This is a genomic window from Streptomyces sp. NPDC057854 (genome assembly GCF_042797055.1).
GTDB lineage: Bacteria > Actinomycetota > Actinomycetes > Streptomycetales > Streptomycetaceae > Streptomyces.
The window spans coordinates 139,022-157,126 of the sequence record NZ_JBHVMF010000010.1; the positions used below are offsets into that span (position 1 = coordinate 139,022).

Below are 18,105 nucleotides of genomic sequence, written 5' to 3' on the forward strand. Positions count from 1 at the left end.
GTAGACTTCGACGCTGTCCCCCCAGAAGTCCGTCGCCGGAGGCACCCCCCGTGACCAAGCCGCCCTTCACGCACCTCCACGTCCACACCCAGTACTCCCTGCTGGACGGTGCCGCGCGGCTGAAGGACATGTTCAACGCGTGCAACGAGATGGGCATGACGCACATCGCCATGTCCGACCACGGCAACCTGCACGGCGCGTACGACTTCTTCCACAGCGCCAAGAAGGCGGGCGTGACGCCGATCATCGGCATCGAGGCGTACGTCGCCCCCGAGTCCCGGCGGAACAAGCGCAAGATCCTCTGGGGCCAGCCGCACCAGAAGCGGGACGACGTCTCCGGCTCCGGCGGCTACACCCACAAGACCATCTGGGCGGCGAACGCCACCGGCCTGCACAACCTCTTCAAGCTCTCCTCCGACGCCTACGCCGAGGGCTGGCTCCAGAAGTGGCCCCGGATGGACAAGGAGACCATCTCCCAGTGGTCCGAGGGCCTGATCGCCTCCACCGGCTGCCCCTCCGGCGAGCTCCAGACCCGGCTGCGCCTCGGCCAGTTCGACGAGGCCCTGAAGTCGGCCTCCGAGTACCAGGACATCTTCGGCAAGGACCGCTACTTCCTGGAGCTGATGGACCACGGCATCGAGATCGAGCGCCGGGTCCGCGACGGCCTCCTGGAGATCGGCAAGAAGCTCGGCATCCCGCCGCTGGTCACCAACGACTCGCACTACACCTACGCGCACGAGGCCACCGCCCACGACGCCCTGCTCTGCATCCAGACCGGCAAGAACCTCTCCGACCCGGACCGCTTCAAGTTCGACGGCACCGGCTACTACCTGAAGTCCACCGAGGAGATGTACGCCATCGACTCCTCGGACGCCTGGCAGGAGGGCTGCGCCAACACGCTCCTGGTCGCCGAGCAGATCGACACCACCGGCATGTTCGAGGCCAAGAACCTCATGCCGAAGTTCGACATCCCGGAGGGCTACACCGAGGTCAGCTGGTTCCGCGAGGAGACCATGCGCGGCATGCACCGCCGGTTCCCGAACGGCATCCCGGAGGACCGCCTCAAGCAGGTCGAGTACGAGATGGACACCATCATCTCGATGGGCTTCCCCGGCTACTTCCTCGTCGTCGCCGACTTCATCATGTGGGCGAAGAAGCAGGGCATCGCCGTGGGCCCCGGCCGAGGCTCCGCGGCCGGCTCGATCGTCGCGTACGCCATGGGCATCACCGACCTCGACCCGATCCCGCACGGCCTGATCTTCGAGCGCTTCCTCAACCCCGAGCGCATCTCGATGCCCGACGTCGACATCGACTTCGACGAGCGCCGGCGCGTCGAGGTGATCCGGTACGTGACCGAGAAGTACGGCGCCGACAAGGTCGCCATGATCGGCACCTACGGCAAGATCAAGGCCAAGAACGCCATCAAGGACTCCGCGCGCGTCCTCGGCTACCCGTACGCCATGGGCGACCGGCTCACCAAGGCCATGCCCGCCGACGTCCTCGGCAAGGGCATCGACCTCGACGGCATCACCAACCCCTCCCACCCGCGCTACAGCGAGGCGGGCGAGATCCGGGCGATGTACGAGAACGAGCCCGACGTGAAGAAGGTCATCGACACCGCCAAGGGCGTCGAGGGCCTGGTCCGCCAGATGGGCGTGCACGCCGCCGGCGTCATCATGTCCAGCGAGCCGATCGTCGACCACGCCCCGATCTGGGTGCGGCACACCGACGGCGTCACCATCACGCAGTGGGACTACCCGCAGTGCGAGTCGCTCGGCCTGCTGAAGATGGACTTCCTCGGCCTGCGCAACCTCACGATCATGGACGACGCCGTCAAGATGGTGAAGGCCAACAAGGGGATCGACCTCGACCTCCTGGCCCTGCCGCTCGACGACCCCAAGACCTTCGAGCTGCTCCAGCGCGGCGACACCCTCGGCGTCTTCCAGTTCGACGGCGGCCCCATGCGGTCGCTGCTGCGGCTGATGAAGCCCGACAACTTCGAAGACATCTCCGCCGTGTCCGCGCTCTACCGCCCGGGCCCGATGGGCATGAACTCGCACACCAACTACGCCCTCCGCAAGAACGGCCAGCAGGAGATCACCCCGATCCACCCCGAGCTGGAGGAGCCGCTCAAGGAGGTCCTGGACGTCACCTACGGCCTGATCGTCTACCAGGAGCAGGTGCAGAAGGCCGCCCAGATCATCGCCGGCTACTCGCTCGGCGAGGCCGACATCCTCCGCCGCGTCATGGGCAAGAAGAAGCCCGACGAGCTGGCGAAGAACTTCACCATCTTCCAGGCCGGCGCCAAGAAGAACGGCTACAGCGACGAGGCCATCCAGGCCCTCTGGGACGTGCTGGTCCCCTTCGCCGGCTACGCCTTCAACAAGGCGCACTCCGCCGCGTACGGCCTGGTGTCCTACTGGACCGCCTACCTCAAGGCGAACTACCCCGCCGAGTACATGGCGGGCCTGCTCACCTCGGTCAAGGACGACAAGGACAAGTCCGCCGTCTACCTCAACGAGTGCCGCCGCATGGGCATCAAGGTGCTCCCGCCGAACGTGAACGAGTCGGAGTCGAACTTCGCCGCTCAGGGCGACGACGTCATCCTCTTCGGCCTCACCGCCGTCCGGAACGTCGGCGCCAACGTCGTCGAGTCGATCATCAAGACCCGCAAGGCCAAGGGGAAGTACTCCTCCTTCCCCGACTTCCTCGACAAGGTCGAGGCCGTGGTCTGCAACAAGCGCACCATCGAGTCGCTGATCAAGGCCGGCGCCTTCGACACCATGGGCCACACCCGCAAGGGCCTCGTCGCCCAGCACGAGCCCATGATCGACAACGTGGTGGCGGTCAAGCGCAAGGAGGCCGAGGGCCAGTTCGACCTCTTCGGCGGCATGGGCGAGGAGGAGAGCAGCGAGCCCGGCTTCGGCCTCGACGTCACCTTCACCGAGGACGAGTGGGACAAAACCTACCTGCTCGCGCAGGAGCGCGAGATGCTCGGCCTGTACGTCTCCGACCACCCGCTCTTCGGCCTGGAGCACGTCCTCTCCGACAAGACCGACGCCGGCATCTCCCAGCTCACCGGCGGCGAGCACGCCGACGGCGCGGTCGTCACCATCGGCGGCATCATCTCCGGCCTCCAGCGGAAGATGACCAAGCAGGGCAACGCCTGGGCCATCGCCACCGTCGAGGACCTGGCCGGCTCCATCGAGTGCATGTTCTTCCCCGCCACCTACCAGCTGGTCTCCACCCAGCTCGTCGAGGACGCCGTCGTCTTCGTCAAGGGCCGGCTCGACAAGCGCGAGGACGTCCCCCGGCTCGTCGCCATGGAGCTGATGGTCCCCGACCTCTCCACCGCCGGCACCAACGCCCCCGTCGTCCTCACCATCCCCGCCCTCAAGGTCACCCCGCCGATGGTGAGCCGGCTGGACGAGATCCTCCGCCACCACAAGGGCAACACCGAGGTGCGGATCAAGCTCCAGGGCCCCCGCTCCACCACCGTCCTCCGGCTCGACCGGCACCGGGTCCAGCCCGACCCCGCCCTCTTCGGCGACCTCAAGGTGCTGCTCGGCCCGTCCTGCCTGGCCGGATAGCCCGGTCCCGTACCGCACGCGCAAGGGGCGCGCCCGTCGTCACGGGCGCGCCCCTTTGCCGTCGGCCGGGCGTCAGTTGTGGCCGAAGCGCTTCTGACGGCCCTTCCGCGCCATGTCACCCGGGGTGACCTGGGAGGCGCGGTTCTCGGCCTGGGACTCCATCGACGACTGCTGCGCCTGCTGGGTGCCGCGCTCGGCCGGCGACTGCTGCTTCTGACGGTTCTGGTTGCGGTTCTTGGCCATGGGGATGATGCCTCCTCGAAGGGATCTAGGGGCCAGGGCCGCTGTCAGACTCACACACGGGAGAAACCGCCGCATGTTGGATCATTACGATGCGTGAGGGCGCCCCGCGCGGGCGCCGCCGCGCGCCCCGCCACGCCGATGATCCAGTTCCGGCCGTCAACCCCCGGGCCGTCGGGCAGACTCGAAGGAACCCGGAACACCTGAGATCCCGAGTCCGGCCGAGATCCGAAAGAGGTGGAGCACGTGGACCGATGCGTCGTCCTGGTGGACGCCGGCTATCTGCTGGGAGCCGCCGCCAGCCTGCTCGCCGGGGACTCGGCGCGATCCCGCATCAGCGTGGACCACGCCGGGCTCATCCAGCAGCTCCGTGAACGGGCCGAGATCGAGACCGGCCTCCCGTTGCTGCGGATCTACTGGTTCGACGGCGCCCCCGACCGGGTGCCGCAGCCCGAGCACCGCCGGCTGCGGGTGATGCCCCGGGTCACCGTCCGGCTCGGCGCCCTGACCCGCAGCGACGGCCGCTGGGCGCAGAAGGGCGTCGACGCGGCCATGCACACCGAGCTCACCGAGCTGGCCCGCAACCGCGCCTGCTCCGACATCGTCCTCGTCACCGGCGACGGCGACCTGCTCCCCGGCCTGATGTCCGCCAAGGAGCACGGCGTCGCCGTCCACCTCTGGGCCGTCCAGGCCGCCGACGGCGACTACAACCAGTCCGAGGACCTGGTCGCCGAGGCCGACGAGCGGCGCGTCCTCGACCGGGTCTGGATCACCCGGGCCGTCCGCGCCAAGGACCTCACCGGGGTCTGCGCCCCGCCGCCCGTCCCCCGCCCCGAGATCGCCGCCATCCTCTCCGCCCCGCTCCCCGAGGCCGCCCTCGCCTCCGCCGAGCGCGCCGCGGAGGCCGCCGCCGCGCGCGAGCGCCGCACCGCCGCCGACGGCGCCCCCGCCGCCACCGCCGACGGCCACGGACCCGCCGCCGTCCCGGCCCCCACCGGCAAGCACGTCCCCACCCCCAAGGACCTCGCCGGACTGCGCCCCGCCGCCCCGTCGCCCGCCCCGCACCCCGCCCCGCCCCAGGCGGCCAGCGCCCTGCGCTGGTCCTCCGACCGGGGCTGGGTCGACCGGCCGCCGACCGCCCTCGGCGAGCCGCCCGAGACCGCCTCGCTGCCCACCCTCGCCGCCCTCACCAGCGCCGAGCAGCGCTGGGCCGACCGCGAGGAGGACATCACCACCGTCGGCGGCGACCCCTTCGAGGTCGGGCAGGTCTTCGCCCGCCGGTGGCTGGAGCGGCTCTCCGACCAGAGCCACGTCCAGCGGCTCTCCGTCCTCTACCCCCGCATCCCGCACCGCATCGACGGAGAACTCCTCCGGTACGCGGCCCGGTTCGGCCTCCTCGCGCACAAGGACGACCAGATCGACGAGCACGACCGGTACGCCATCCGCGCCGGCTTCTGGCGCGAGATCGACGTCCGCGCCGCCGCCGAACCCGCCCCCGCGCCCGGACCCGGACCGGCGACCCCGTAGGCTCTTCCCCCGTGAGTACGGTGTGCGCGGTGCGGGATCTGGTCAAGACGTACCCCGCCACGCGCGGTGGACGCGGAACGCCCGCGACCCCCGAGGTGCGGGCCACCGACGGGATCAGCCTCGACGTGCGCGGCGGCGAGATCTTCGGCCTGCTCGGCCCCAACGGCGCCGGCAAGTCCACCCTGGTCCGCCAGCTGACCGGACTGATGCGCCCCGACTCCGGCTCCGTCACGCTCCTCGGCCACGACCTGGTCCGCCACCCCGAGCGCGCGGCCCGCCTCCTCGCCTACCTCGGCCAGGAGTCCACCGCCCTCGACGAGCTGACCGTCGCCCTCGCCGCCGAGACCACCGGCCGGCTCCGCGGCCTCACCGCCGCCGGGGCCCGCGCCGAACGGGACGCCGTCCTCGGCGAGCTCGGCCTCGACGGACTGGCCGGCCGGCCCCTCAAGAAGCTCTCCGGCGGCCAGCGGCGGCTCGCCTGCTTCGCCACCGCCCTCGTCGGCCACCGGCCCGTCCTCGTCCTCGACGAACCGACCACCGGCATGGACCCGGTCGCCCGCCGCGCCGTCTGGGCGGCCGTCGACCGGCGCCGCGCCGAGCACGGCACCACCGTCCTCCTCGTCACCCACAACGTCATCGAGGCCGAGACCGTCCTCGACCGGGTCGCCGTCCTGGACCGCGGCCGGGTGATCGCCTGCGACACCCCCGCCGGACTCAAGGAACGCGTCGCCGGCGAGGTCCGCGTCGAACTGCTGTGGCGCGAGTCCGCCCCGCTCGGCCTCCCCGAGGTCGCCGCCCTGCGCGACCGCGCCCAGGAGACCGGCCGCCGCTGGGTCCTCCGCCTCGCCCCCGACGAGGCCCGCGCGGCCGTCGCCGCGGTCACCGGCGGCGCCGCCTTCGCCGCCCTGGACGACTTCACCCTCGCCACGCCCAGCCTGGAGGACGTCTACCTCGCCCTCGGCGGCGCCGCCCGCGAGGGACTGGTGAAGGCGTGACCCCGGCCGCCCCTTCCGCCCCCGCCGCCCGTCCCGTCTCCGGCGTGACCCCCCACGCACCGCACGTCACCCCCAGGAGCTGTCCGCGTTGAGCACCCTGCCCGCCGAGGCCCTGACGGCCGGCGTGCCGGCCGCCCCGGCCCGGGACGCCGAGGAGGCCGCGCCCCTCGCCCCGTCCGCCCGGCTGCTGCCCTCCCTCGCCGCCGTCTACCGGGCGCAGCTCAGCCGCGCCCGGGTCGCCCGCATCCCGCTGCTCTTCGTCGCCACCTTCCAGTCCATCGGGATCATGGTCCTGATGCGCGGGGTGGTCGACGGCGGCTCCGAGGCCCGCGCCGTGGTGGCCGGCTCCACCGTCCTGGTCGTCGCCTTCGTCGCCCTCAACCTGCTGGCCCAGTACTTCGGCCAGCTCCGTGCCTCCGGCGGTCTCGACCACTACGCCACGCTGCCCGTGCCGCCCGCCGCCGTGGTCCTCGGCGCCGCCGGCGCGTACGCCTCCTTCACCGTCCCCGGCACGCTCGTCACCGCCGTCAGCGGGGCCGTCCTCTTCGGTCTGCCGCTGGGCCACCTGTGGCTGCTCGCCGCCGTCGTGCCGCTCTCCGGCGCCGCCCTCGCCGGGCTCGGCGCCGCCCTCGGCCTGCTCGCCCCCCGCCAGGAACTCGCCACCCTCCTCGGCCAGCTCGGCATGTCCGCCGCGCTGCTGCTCGGCGTGCTGCCGGCCGAGCGGATGCCGGCGCCGATCGGCTGGGCCCGCGACCTGCTGCCGTCGACGTACGGGGTCGAGGCGCTGGCCCGGGCCTTCGACCCGAGCCCCGACTGGGCGGCCGTCGCCGTCGACCTGTCCGTCTGCGGCGCCGTCGGCGTCCTGTCGCTGGCCGTCGCCACCTGGGCCTACCGCAGGGCCGCGGTCCGCTGAGGCGGGCCACGGACACACCTGGCACGATGGCGGGGTGACCGCACCCCTGACGCCTCCGCAGCAGCCGCCGAACGACCCCGCCTGGCCGCCGCCCCCGCCCCACCAGGGCCCGGCCGGCGATCCGATCACCCGGGCCGAGGTCGTCCAGGGCCTCGTGGTGACGGCCGCCTCGGCGGTCGCCGGCGCCGTGCTCGGAGTGCTCTGGCTGTGGCTCGCGCCGTCGGTCCTGCTGATCTCCGACGGCAAGGGCGTCTATCTGCGGAACTCCGAGGGAGAGGCCGCGATCGGCGCCGACGGCACCTTCGTCCTCCTCGCGCTCGCCTTCGGCGCGGTCGCCGGACTCGTCGTCTTCCTCGCCCGCCGCGAGGGCGGCGTCCCGCTGGTCCTGGGACTCGCCGCCGGCGGCCTCCTCGGCTCGCTGCTCGCCTGGTGGCTGGGCACGAAGCTGGGGCCGACCGCCGACGTGGTCGCCCACGCCAAGGCCGTCGGCCCGGAGGTCGTCTTCGACGCCCCGCTGAAGCTCCAGATGGGGGCCGCGGCGATGCTGGCCTGGCCGCTCGCCGCCATGATCGTCCACCTGCTGCTGACCGGGGTCTTCGGCCCCCGCGACCCGGAGCCCGCCCCCGGCGACCCGTACCGGCGCTGACCGCCCGGAGACCGGTCAGCCGCGGCCGATCGGAGCCAGCACCGCCGAGGTGAGCGCGGCCAGGTCGGCGGGGGAGAGCTCGACCTCCAGCCCCCGCCGGCCGGCCGAGACGCAGATCGTGCCGTGCTCCGCCGCCGACGCGTCGAGCACCGTCCGCAGCCGCTTGCGCTGCCCCAGCGGGGAGATCCCGCCCCGCACGTAGCCGGTGGTCCGCTCGGCCGCCGCCGGGTCCGCCATCACGGCCCGCTTGCCGCCGACCGCCGACGCCAGCGCCTTCAGGTCCAGCTGCCCGGCGACCGGCACCACCGCCACCGTCAGCTCCCCGTCGACGTCCGCGACCAGCGTCTTGAAGACCCGGTCGGGCGTCACGCCCAGCGCCTCCGCCGCCTCCTCGCCGTACGAGGGGGCGGCCGGGTCGTGCTCGTACGCGTGCAGGGTGTACGCCGTGCCGGCCGCGGCCAGCGCCACCGTCGCCGGGGTGCCGCCGCCGTTCTTCTGCTTCTTCTTCGCCACCGGGACCTCCGCGGTCTTCTCGGTCCGATCAGTTCGGGTGGGTGGGCGCCTGGGTCAGCTCCACCGCCGGCAGCGACGGAAGGTGCCGCAGCACCGCCGTCTCCGCCCGCAGCAGCGCCAGCTCCTCGCGCAGCCGGACGGTCGTGTCCGGCGCCTCCAGGAGCCGCTGCTTCGTCGGCACGTCCACCATGGCCGCCGCCGCCACCAGGTACGACACCACCGACGGGTCGTCGGGCAGCTCCGAGGTCGTCAGCGACCGCTCCCGCGCGCCCGCCAGCCGCTTCTGGTACGCCCGGAACGCCCGCAGCACCCCTTCGGCCAGCGCCTCGGCCTCCTCGCCGGGCTCCTCCGGCAGCTCCTCGGTCTCCGCCGTCAGGAACGGCCCGCTCGCGTCCACCGAACGCAGCCGCACCCGGGTGGTGCCGGTGATCATCACCTCGTACGAGCCGTCCCCGCGCTGCCGGATGCTCGCCGCGTCCGCGACGCACCCCACCGGGTGGAAGCTGCGCAGCGGATCGGGGCCGAAGCCCGCCGCGGGTCCCTTCTCCGGCAGTGCCGTCGGGTCCGGCATCCCGGGCGCGGTCGGCGCGACCTCGTGCCCGTCCCGGATCGCGACCACGGCGAAACGCCGCGGCTCGGAGGCGTCGATGTCGAGCAGGGCGCGCATCATGGCGCGATACCGCTCCTCGAAGACGTTGAGCGGCAGCACGAGGCCCGGGAACAACACCGCGTTGAGCGGGAAGAGGGGCAGGCGAGCGGTGGTCACCGGCCCAGCCTAATGGCCGCGCGGACCGCTCCGTCCGGGGATTCCGCCCGCGCGCCCCCACAGCGTGCCTCGCCGCGCCGCCCCGGCCCGCGCCCGGTCCCGCGCGGCCAGGAACCGCCGCAGCGGATCGTGGCCGCCGACCGCCCACGGGAAGGACGTCGCGTACGGCCCCGTACGGCCGAACTCGGCCAGCGCGTCCGCCCACCGCTCCCGCTCCACCAGAACGTACGCCAGCAGGTTCCGCACCTCGGCCGGCCACGGGTCGCCCGCCGCGAACTCCGCCGACAGCGCCCTTCCCCGGTCCGCCGCCCGGTCGATCCGCGCCGCGTCCACCGCCGCACCGGTCGGCACCGGGCCGCCCCCCGCCGCACCGTCCGGCGCCGGCAGCGGGCGCAGCGCCTCGTAGGCGGCGCGCACCGGCAGCGCCCGCACCAGCGAACCGGGCGCCGCGTCGTCGGCGGCCTGCTCCGCGAAGTCGAAGGCCGCCCGGTGCGAGCCGTACCACTGCGCCGACAGGTACTTCAGCGCGGCGACGTGGCAGCCGTAGTGGTGCGGGGAGCGCAGCAGGGCCTGCTCCCACAGCCGCTCGAACTCCGCGTGCCCGGCGTGCGCCCCGCGCGCCCGGTCCAGCGCCAGCCGCCACGGCACCGGGTCGCGCCCGGACTCCTCGGTGAGCGGGCGCAGCAGCGGGTCCAGCTCGCGCAGCCGCTCGGCGCGGGCCGGCGACTCCCAGGCCCGGCGGACCGCGAGCTGGGCCGCCACCAGCAGGGCGTCGGCGTCTTGGGGCGCGGCGGCCGTCCAGCGCTCCAGCCACTCGCCCCGGTGGTAGGCGAAGGCGGCGAGCCGCCCGACATGACGGTCCCGGTCCTCCCAGTGGCCGGCGTCCCGGGTGGTGGCGAGCAGCTTGGCCGCGGGCTCCGGATCGCCGTCGGCCGCCGCCACCAGGGCCGGCGCGAGCCGGTCGTCGGGGGCGTCCAGCAGCACGTCGTCGTCCGGCGTCAGCCCGGCGGCGAGACGCGGGGCGTGCCGGGCCGAACGGGTGGCGCCGACGACGGCGCGGAGGAAGGACATGGCAGACGTATCTTCCCACCGGGGGGCGCTCCGGGCGTGCCGTGCCGCCGTCCCTTCACCCGGATCTCACCCGGTCTCCTCCGAGCCGTCACGCCCCCTGCCTCCTGCCCCCGCCCGCTGCCCCGCCCCCTGCCCGCCTCGCCCCGCCGACCGTCCTGCCGCCCCACCACCGTCAGCCCCGCCGCCGTCCGCCCCGTCAGCCGCGCCGCAGCAGCCGGGTCGCGCCCGCCGCCACCGTCGTCGCCAGGATCCAGCCGAGCAGGATCAGCACCGCCGCCGCCCACTGCCAGCCGCCCTCCAGCCGCCAGTAGCCGTCCTGGCCGAGCGTGATCACCGGAAGCAGCAGGTCCAGCGCGTACAGCGTGCCGTTCCACGCCGGACCCTCGCCCTCCTTGATCGGCACCGGGTCGTACCGCGAGAAGGCCAGCGTGCCCGCCGCCCACAGCACCGCCATCCACAGCGCCGCCCGGCCCGGCCGGTAGCCGTACGCCACCGTCCAGTCCTGCACGTACCCCCACAGCTTCCCGGCGAGCGGCAGCGTCTCGCGTCTGCGCCGCTGCTTGGCCAGCAGCACCTCGCGGGCGTCCGCGTCCTCCCCGCTGTTGCGCAGCACCGTCGCCAGCCGTTCGTACGGCTCCGGCGCGTACTCGGGGGTCGCCGCCGCCACCCACTCGATCCGCCGGGCCAGCGGGAAGTGCCCGTACGGCACCAGGTTCTCGTAGACGAAACCGCTCAGCGCCAGGCCGCCGGGGCCCGGCCAGCTGGTGGACAGGTCGATCAGCGTCACCACCTTCGCGCCGTTCAGCACCACCCGGCCCTCCTCCGGGCGCTCCCCGTTGAACCTCAGCTCCGGGGTGACGATCCGGCGCAGCGACAGCTCGTCGCGGCGGGCGCCGTCGAGCAGGAAGCGGGCGTGGTTCAGGTCCACCGCGTCGCCGAACCGCCCGTCGTCCAGCCGGACCCCGCCGTGGAACTCGGCCGGCTTGCGCCGGGCGTCCCGGACCGGCGCCACCCCGTACGGCGGCGTCGCCGTGGACGGGCCCGCCGTCCCCTCGTACACCCATGCCGCGTTCAGGTACAGCGTGCGCTCGACGGTCAGCTGCGGGGCGTTCAGGGCGCGGCGGCCCTGGTCCGAGCGGAGCACGCTGCCCCGCAGGCTCAGCGACACGCCGACCTTCGCCCCGCGCAGGCTGAACTCGCCGTGCGTCTCGATCAGCTCGGCCTGGAGGTCCTGCGCCACCACCATGCCGTCCGCCGTGATCGCCCGGCCGCGCCCGTCCGGCCCCACCCGGATCTGGTTGATCAGCAGGTCCGTGCCGATCTGGGCGTCCGTCAGCCGGATGCCCCGCCGCACCCGGCAGCGCGGCAGGTGCAGATCGCCCTCGGTGTGCAGCCGGGCCGCCTCCAGCCGGGGCAGCGCGCAGCCGACCATCCGCAGGGTGCCGAACCGCGCCTCGGGCACCACCACCTCGTCGTCGAAGCGGCAGCCGGCCAGCTCCACGTACGGCGCTATGGTCCCGCCGGCCAGGTCCAGCACGCCGGTGATCCGCACCCCGCGCAGCTTCAGCGCCGCCACCCGGCCCGACCGGGCCGGCGGCCCGTCGAGCAGCAGCGCCGCCACCACGTCGGCGCGCACGCTCCGCTCCGGCCCCCAGGCCGCCTCCCCGAACGGGTCGTCCCGCTCCCGCACCCCCTCCGTCAGATCGCAGGTCCTGCCGATCCGGAACGCCTGCCACACGGCCCGCTCCGGGCCCGTGAGACCGTCCGGCATCCCGTCCTCGTGCGGCTGGGTCACTGCCGCCCCCTCGCTCTCCCCGATACGCTCCCGCCCCTCCGCTTCCCGGGGAGGGCGGGTTCGTACAGTCGTTCTTCCCGGACTGTGACGGGCTGAACGCTAACGGTCAGGAGTGGCGAGGAGACGCCACTGGGGCGCGTATCGACGTGCGGCAAGCCGAGTATCAGCCAGTGATACGGGAAGCCCGGGCCGGAGAGCCGTCTGAGAGAATTGACCCGTGATCTCTCGAATCGATCTGCGCGGCGAGGCCCTCCCCGAGGGTTCCGCCCTGCGCGACCTGCTGCCCCGTGCCGAGTTCGACGTGGAAGCCGCCCTGGAGAAGGTGCGGCCGATCTGCGAGGACGTACGGCATCATGGCGCGGCCGCGGTGATCGACTACGGGGAGAAATTCGACGGCGTCCGCCTGGAGCGCCTGCGCGTCCCCGCCGAGGCGCTCGCGCGCGCCCTCGACGAGCTCGACCCGGCCGTCCGCGCCGCCCTGGAGGAGTCCATCCGGCGCGCCCGGCTGGTCCACCGCGACCAGCGCCGCACCACCCACACCACCCAGGTCGTGCCCGGCGGCACGGTCACCGAGAAGTGGATCCCCGTCGACCGCGTCGGCCTGTACGTGCCGGGCGGACGCGCCGTCTACCCGTCCTCCGTCGTGATGAACGTCGTCCCGGCCCAGGAGGCCGGCGTCGAGGGCATCGCCGTCGCCTCCCCGCCGCAGAAGGACTTCGGCGGCCTGCCGCACCCGACGATCCTCGCCGCCTGCGCCCTGCTCGGCGTCGACGAGGTGTACGCGGCCGGCGGCGCCCAGGCCATCGCCATGTTCGCGTACGGCACCGCGTCCACCGCCGACGAGCCCGGCTGCGAGCCCGTCAACCTGGTCACCGGCCCCGGCAACATCTACGTCGCCGCCGCCAAGCGCCTCCTCAAGGGCCGCATCGGCATCGACGCCGAGGCCGGCCCGACCGAGATCGCGGTCCTCGCGGACTCCACCGCCGACCCCGTGCACGTCGCCGCCGACCTCATCAGCCAGGCCGAGCACGACCCGATGGCCGCGTCCGTCCTCGTCACCGACTCCCCGGAGCTGGCCGAGGCCGTCGAGGCCGAGCTGAAGGCCCAGGTCGCCGTCGCCCGGCACGTCGAGGACCGGATCGCCCCGGCCCTGGCCGGAAAGCAGTCCGCGATCGTCCTCGTCACCGACCTGGAGGACGGCCTCACCGTCGTCGACGCCTACGGCGCCGAGCACCTGGAGATCCAGACCGCCGACGCCGCCGCCCGCGCCGACCGGGTCCGCAACGCCGGCGCGGTCTTCGTCGGCCCCTGGGCGCCGGTCTCCCTCGGCGACTACTGCGCCGGCTCCAACCACGTCCTGCCCACCGGCGGCTGCGCCTGCCACTCCTCGGGCCTCTCCGTGCAGTCCTTCCTGCGCGGCGTGCACATCGTGGACTACACGCGCGACGCGCTCGCCGACGTGGCCCACCACGTGGTCACCCTCGCCGAGGCCGAGGACCTCCCGGCCCACGGCGCCGCGATCAAGGCAAGGTTCGGCTGGAAGGTGCCCGAGAGCAAGTGAACGCGTACGACACCACCGGGATCGACGACCTGCCGATCCGTGAGGAGCTGAAGGGCCAGTCGCCCTACGGCGCCCCCCAGCTCGACGTGCCCGTCCAGCTGAACACCAACGAGAACCCCTACCCGCTGCCCGAGCCCCTGGTGGCCCGGATCGCGGAGCGGGTCGCCGAGGCCGCCCGCGGCCTCAACCGCTACCCCGACCGGGACGCGGTGGAGCTCCGCACCGAGCTGGCCCGCTACCTCACCCGCACCGGCAAGCACCCGGTGACCCGGGAGAACGTGTGGGCCGCCAACGGCTCCAACGAGGTCCTCCAGCAGCTGCTGCAGACCTTCGGCGGACCCGGCCGCACCGCGATCGGCTTCGAGCCCTCGTACTCGATGCACTCCCTGATCGCCCGCGGCACCGGCACCGGCTGGATCTCCGGCCCGCGCAACGACGACTTCACCATCGACGTCGGGGCCGCCGAGAAGGCGATCGCGGAGCACGCGCCCGACGTCGTCTTCGTCACCTCGCCCAACAACCCCACCGGCACCGCCGTCGAGGCCGAGGTCGTGGTGCGGCTGTACGACGCCGCCCAGGCCGCCAAGCCCTCGCTGGTCGTGGTGGACGAGGCGTACGTGGAGTTCAGCCACCGCGACTCGCTGCTGCCCCTCCTGGAGGGCCGGCCGCACCTGGTGGTCTCCCGGACCATGTCCAAGGCGTTCGGCGCCGCCGGGCTCCGGCTCGGCTACCTCGCCGCCCACCCGGCCGTGGTCGACGCCGTCCAGCTGGTCCGCCTGCCGTACCACCTCTCCGCCGTCACCCAGGCGACCGCGCTCGCCGCCCTGGAGCACACCGACACCCTCCTCGGGTACGTCGAGCAGCTCAAGGCCGAGCGCGACCGCCTCGTCGCCGAGCTGCGGGCCGCCGGCTACGAGGTCACCGAGTCCGACGCCAACTTCGTCCAGTTCGGGCACTTCCCCGACGCGCACGAGGCCTGGCGCAAGATCCTCGACCGGGGCGTCCTGGTCCGGGACAACGGCGTACCGGGGTGGCTGCGGGTCACCGCCGGCACCCCCGAAGAGAACGACGCGTTCCTCGACGCGGTTCGTGAGCTGAAGAAGGAGCAGAACGCATGAGCCGCGTAGGCCGCGTGGAGCGCACCACCAAGGAGACCTCCGTCGTCGTCGAGATCGACCTCGACGGCACCGGAAAGGTCGACGTGTCGACCGGGGTCGGCTTCTACGACCACATGCTCGACCAGCTCGGCCGGCACGGTCTGTTCGACCTCACCGTGAAGACCGACGGCGACCTCCACATCGACTCCCACCACACCATCGAGGACACCGCCCTCGCGCTGGGCGCCGCCTTCAAGCAGGCCCTCGGCGACAAGGTCGGCATCTACCGCTTCGGCAACTGCACGGTCCCGCTGGACGAGTCCCTCGCCCAGGTCACCGTCGACCTCTCCGGCCGCCCCTACCTGGTGCACACCGAGCCCGAGAACATGGCACCGATGATCGGCTCGTACGACACCACCATGACCCGCCACATCCTGGAGTCCTTCGTGGCCCAGGCGCAGATCGCGCTCCACGTGCACGTGCCCTACGGGCGCAACGCCCACCACATCGTCGAGTGCCAGTTCAAGGCGCTCGCCCGGGCCCTGCGCTACGCCTCCGAGCGCGACCCGCGCGCCGCCGGAATCCTCCCGTCCACGAAGGGCGCGCTGTAACCGTGACCGGTCTCTCCACCATCCTGATCGTCGTCGGGCTCTTCCTGCTCGGCGGCGTCTACTCCTTCGTCAAGCAGCAGATGCCCAAGGGCCTCATCGTGCTGCTCTCCATCGGCGCGGCCATGTGCCTGGCCGCCGGCGTGCTGCGACTGGACGTGTGGGCATGACGGCGAACACCCCGAAGAAGGTCGTCGTCTTCGACTACGGCTTCGGCAACGTGCGCTCCGCCGAGCGCGCGCTCGCCCGGGTCGGCGCCGACGTCGAGATCACCCGCGACTACGAGAAGGCGATGAACGCCGACGGACTCCTCGTCCCCGGCGTCGGTGCCTTCTCCGCCTGCATGCAGGGGCTCAAGGAGGCCCGCGGCGACTGGATCGTCGGCCGCCGGCTCTCCGGCGGCCGCCCCGTCATGGGCATCTGCGTCGGCATGCAGATCCTCTTCGAGCGCGGCATCGAGCACGGCGTCGAGACCGAGGGCCTCGACGAGTGGCCCGGCACGGTCGAGCCGCTGAATGCGCCCGTCGTGCCCCACATGGGCTGGAACACGGTCGACGCGCCCGCCGACTCCGAGCTCTTCGCCGGCCTCGGCGCCGACGCCCGCTTCTACTTCGTGCACTCCTACGCGGTGCGCGACTGGACGCTGGAGGTCGGCAACCCCAACATCCGCGCCCCGAAGGTCACCTGGGCCACCCACGGCGAGCCGTTCGTCGCCGCCGTGGAGAACGGGGCCCTGTGGGCCACCCAGTTCCACCCCGAGAAGTCCGGCGACGCCGGCGCCCAGCTCCTCACCAACTGGATCGGAACCCTGTGAGCACTCTCGAACTCCTCCCCGCCGTCGACGTGCGTGACGGCCAGGCCGTCCGGCTCGTGCACGGCGAGTCCGGCTCCGAGACCTCCTACGGCTCCCCGCTGGAGGCCGCCCTGGCCTGGCAGCGCGCCGGCGCCGAGTGGCTCCACCTGGTCGACCTGGACGCCGCCTTCGGCACCGGCGACAACCGCGAGCTGGTCCGGCAGATCACCGAGGCCATGGACATCAAGGTGGAGCTGTCCGGCGGCATCCGCGACGACGCCTCGCTTGCCGCGGCCCTCGCCACCGGCTGCACCCGCGTCAACCTCGGCACCGCCGCCCTGGAGACCCCCGAGTGGGTCGCCAAGGTCATCGCCGAGCACGGCGACAAGATCGCCGTCGGCCTCGACGTGCGCGGCACCACCCTCAAGGGCCGCGGCTGGACCAGCGAGGGCGGCGACCTGTACGAGACGCTGGCCCGCCTCGACTCCGAGGGCTGCGCCCGGTACGTCGTCACCGACATCGGCCGCGATGGCACCCTCACCGGCCCCAACACCGAGCTCCTGAAGAACGTCTGCGCGGCCACCGACAAGCCCGTCGTCGCCTCCGGCGGCGTCTCCTCCCTGGACGACCTGCGGGCCCTCGCCGGCCTCACCCCCCTGGGCGTCGAGGGCGCGATCGTCGGCAAGGCGCTCTACGCCAAGGCGTTCACCCTGGAGGAGGCCCTTCAGGCGGTGGCGTCCGCATGACCGACTCCGTGCGCAAGGTCGTCACCGGCGCCCCCTGGGAGGAGCAGTTCGGCTACTCCCGCGCGGTCGAGCTGCCCAACGGCACCGTCCTCGTCGCCGGCTGCACCTCGGTCGTGGACGGCCAGATCGCCGACGGCGGCCCGTACGAGCAGACCGTCAACTCCTTCAACGTCGCCCTCGATGCGCTGAAGCAGCTGGGCCTCGGCGCCGAGGACGTCGTCCGCACCCGCATGTACATCACGCACGCGCGGGACGTGGACGAGGTGGGCCGCGCCCACAAGGAACTGTTCGACAAGGTCCGCCCGGCCGCGTCGATGATCATCGTCTCTGGCTTCGTCGACCCCCGCCTGGTGGTCGAGGTCGAGGTCGAGGCGTACCGGAGGGATGCGGCATGAGCCTCGCCGTACGCGTGATCCCCTGCCTGGACGTGGACAACGGCCGGGTCGTCAAGGGCGTCAACTTCCAGAACCTGCGGGACGCCGGCGACCCCGTCGAGATGGCCAAGCTGTACGACGCCGAGGGCGCCGACGAGCTGACCTTCCTCGACATCACCGCCTCCTCCGGCAACCGCGAGACCACCTACGACGTGGTGCGCCGCACCGCCGAGCAGGTCTTCATCCCGCTCACCGTCGGCGGCGGCGTCCGCTCGGCGGACGACGTGGACCGGCTGCTGCGGGCCGGCGCGGACAAGGTGGGCGTCAACACCGCCGCGATCGCCCGCCCCGAGCTGATCCAGGAGATCGCGGAGCGCTTCGGCCGCCAGGTCCTCGTCCTGTCGGTCGACGCCCGCCGCACCGCCGGCGGCTCCTTCGAGGTCACCACCCACGGCGGCCGCAAGGGCACCGGCATCGACGCCGTCGAGTGGGCGCACCGGGCCGCGGAGCTGGGCGCGGGGGAGATCCTGCTCAACTCGATGGACGCGGACGGCACGAAGGACGGCTACGACACCGAGATGATCGCGGCCGTACGCAAGCACGTGACGGTCCCGGTCATCGCCTCGGGCGGCGCCGGCAAGCTCGCCGACTTCGCCCCGGCGGTCGCGTCCGGCGCGGACGCGGTGCTCGCCGCGTCGGTCTTCCACTTCGGCGACCTGCGGATCGGCGAGGTGAAGGACGCGCTGCGGGAGGCGGGGCACGAGGTGCGCTGAGGCTTCGTTCCGCTTGCGGGGAGGGCCCCTCCGGGGGCCCTTTTCGCGGCCCAGACGCGAAAGAAAATTTGTGCAACCTTCGTTGCGCAAGCTTTCT

Annotated in this window: 18 protein-coding genes; 13 read left to right on the plus strand and 5 right to left on the minus strand. The window is 73.1% G+C overall.

Annotated elements, in window-relative coordinates:
- Nucleotides 1-50: 50 nt before the first annotated feature.
- Nucleotides 51-3,590 (plus strand): DNA polymerase III subunit alpha, encoded by a 3,540-nt coding sequence (gene dnaE, locus ACFVQZ_RS16810; RefSeq protein WP_383623171.1) that lies wholly within the window; start codon nucleotides 51-53, stop codon nucleotides 3,588-3,590.
- A gap of 72 nt (nucleotides 3,591-3,662) precedes the next feature.
- Here the strand turns inward: dnaE and ACFVQZ_RS16815 are convergent, their stop codons facing one another.
- A complete protein-coding gene (locus ACFVQZ_RS16815; protein ID WP_321192448.1) occupies nucleotides 3,663-3,833 on the minus strand; it encodes a hypothetical protein in 171 nt (56 codons plus the stop codon).
- Between the two features lie 234 nt (nucleotides 3,834-4,067).
- Here ACFVQZ_RS16815 and ACFVQZ_RS16820 point away from each other — a divergent pair, with 234 nt between their 5' ends.
- From ACFVQZ_RS16820 to ACFVQZ_RS16835, 4 genes are all read left to right on the plus strand, one after another.
- The gene (locus tag ACFVQZ_RS16820) at nucleotides 4,068-5,357 is read left to right on the plus strand and encodes an NYN domain-containing protein (RefSeq protein WP_383623175.1); all 1,290 of its coding nucleotides are present in this window, start codon (nucleotides 4,068-4,070) and stop codon (nucleotides 5,355-5,357) included.
- Between the two features lie 11 nt (nucleotides 5,358-5,368).
- On the plus strand, nucleotides 5,369-6,352 hold the full coding sequence (locus ACFVQZ_RS16825) for an ABC transporter ATP-binding protein (RefSeq protein WP_321192446.1): 984 nt from the start codon (nucleotides 5,369-5,371) through the stop codon (nucleotides 6,350-6,352).
- A gap of 88 nt (nucleotides 6,353-6,440) precedes the next feature.
- The gene (locus ACFVQZ_RS16830) at nucleotides 6,441-7,265 is read left to right on the plus strand and encodes an ABC transporter permease (RefSeq protein ID WP_383623178.1); all 825 of its coding nucleotides are present in this window, start codon (nucleotides 6,441-6,443) and stop codon (nucleotides 7,263-7,265) included.
- Nucleotides 7,266-7,299: 34 nt separating this feature from the next.
- Nucleotides 7,300-7,911, plus strand: a complete 612-nt coding sequence (locus ACFVQZ_RS16835; protein ID WP_030492964.1) for a hypothetical protein — start codon at nucleotides 7,300-7,302, stop codon at nucleotides 7,909-7,911.
- A 15-nt stretch (nucleotides 7,912-7,926) separates the two neighbouring features.
- On the opposite strand, the gene ybaK is transcribed toward ACFVQZ_RS16835, so the two are convergent.
- The 4 genes from ybaK to ACFVQZ_RS16855 form a co-directional block, all read right to left on the minus strand.
- Complete coding sequence (ybaK, locus tag ACFVQZ_RS16840) at nucleotides 7,927-8,424, minus strand: Cys-tRNA(Pro) deacylase (RefSeq protein WP_030492963.1); 498 nt, start codon at nucleotides 8,422-8,424, stop codon at nucleotides 7,927-7,929.
- A 28-nt stretch (nucleotides 8,425-8,452) separates the two neighbouring features.
- Nucleotides 8,453-9,190, minus strand: coding sequence for an LON peptidase substrate-binding domain-containing protein (locus ACFVQZ_RS16845; RefSeq protein WP_030492962.1), 738 nt, complete (start codon nucleotides 9,188-9,190; stop codon nucleotides 8,453-8,455).
- Nucleotides 9,191-9,199: 9 nt separating this feature from the next.
- Nucleotides 9,200-10,261 carry a hypothetical protein gene (locus ACFVQZ_RS16850; protein WP_383623183.1) on the minus strand — a complete coding sequence of 354 codons (1,062 nt, stop codon included), beginning with the start codon at nucleotides 10,259-10,261 and terminating at the stop codon, nucleotides 9,200-9,202.
- A 196-nt stretch (nucleotides 10,262-10,457) separates the two neighbouring features.
- Nucleotides 10,458-12,056, minus strand: a complete 1,599-nt coding sequence (locus ACFVQZ_RS16855; protein WP_383623186.1) for an oxidoreductase — start codon at nucleotides 12,054-12,056, stop codon at nucleotides 10,458-10,460.
- A gap of 217 nt (nucleotides 12,057-12,273) precedes the next feature.
- Between ACFVQZ_RS16855 and hisD the strand changes: the two genes are divergently transcribed.
- From hisD to hisF, 8 genes are read left to right on the plus strand one after another with little or no spacing between them, the layout of a single operon-like run.
- The gene (gene hisD / locus ACFVQZ_RS16860; protein ID WP_030492959.1) at nucleotides 12,274-13,617 is read left to right on the plus strand and encodes a histidinol dehydrogenase; all 1,344 of its coding nucleotides are present in this window, start codon (nucleotides 12,274-12,276) and stop codon (nucleotides 13,615-13,617) included.
- Nucleotides 13,614-14,735: a histidinol-phosphate transaminase gene (locus ACFVQZ_RS16865; RefSeq protein WP_383623188.1), complete on the plus strand. Its 1,122-nt coding sequence runs from the start codon at nucleotides 13,614-13,616 to the stop codon at nucleotides 14,733-14,735. The genes hisD and ACFVQZ_RS16865 overlap by 4 nt, the downstream gene beginning before the upstream one ends.
- Nucleotides 14,732-15,325 (plus strand): imidazoleglycerol-phosphate dehydratase HisB, encoded by a 594-nt coding sequence (gene hisB / locus ACFVQZ_RS16870; RefSeq protein WP_030492957.1) that lies wholly within the window; start codon nucleotides 14,732-14,734, stop codon nucleotides 15,323-15,325. The genes ACFVQZ_RS16865 and hisB overlap by 4 nt, the downstream gene beginning before the upstream one ends.
- 2 nt (nucleotides 15,326-15,327) lie before the next feature.
- Nucleotides 15,328-15,492 (plus strand): hypothetical protein, encoded by a 165-nt coding sequence (locus tag ACFVQZ_RS16875; RefSeq protein ID WP_030492956.1) that lies wholly within the window; start codon nucleotides 15,328-15,330, stop codon nucleotides 15,490-15,492.
- Nucleotides 15,489-16,136, plus strand: coding sequence for an imidazole glycerol phosphate synthase subunit HisH (gene hisH, locus ACFVQZ_RS16880; protein ID WP_030492955.1), 648 nt, complete (start codon nucleotides 15,489-15,491; stop codon nucleotides 16,134-16,136). The genes ACFVQZ_RS16875 and hisH overlap by 4 nt, the downstream gene beginning before the upstream one ends.
- On the plus strand, nucleotides 16,133-16,861 hold the full coding sequence (gene priA, locus ACFVQZ_RS16885; protein ID WP_030492954.1) for a bifunctional 1-(5-phosphoribosyl)-5-((5-phosphoribosylamino)methylideneamino)imidazole-4-carboxamide isomerase/phosphoribosylanthranilate isomerase PriA: 729 nt from the start codon (nucleotides 16,133-16,135) through the stop codon (nucleotides 16,859-16,861). The genes hisH and priA overlap by 4 nt, the downstream gene beginning before the upstream one ends.
- Nucleotides 16,858-17,256 (plus strand): RidA family protein, encoded by a 399-nt coding sequence (locus ACFVQZ_RS16890; RefSeq protein ID WP_030492953.1) that lies wholly within the window; start codon nucleotides 16,858-16,860, stop codon nucleotides 17,254-17,256. Before priA ends, ACFVQZ_RS16890 begins: the two co-directional genes overlap by 4 nt.
- Entirely contained in the window at nucleotides 17,253-18,008 is a 756-nt protein-coding gene (gene hisF / locus ACFVQZ_RS16895) for an imidazole glycerol phosphate synthase subunit HisF (RefSeq protein ID WP_030492952.1), read from the plus strand. The genes ACFVQZ_RS16890 and hisF overlap by 4 nt, the downstream gene beginning before the upstream one ends.
- Nucleotides 18,009-18,105: the final 97 nt, after the last annotated feature.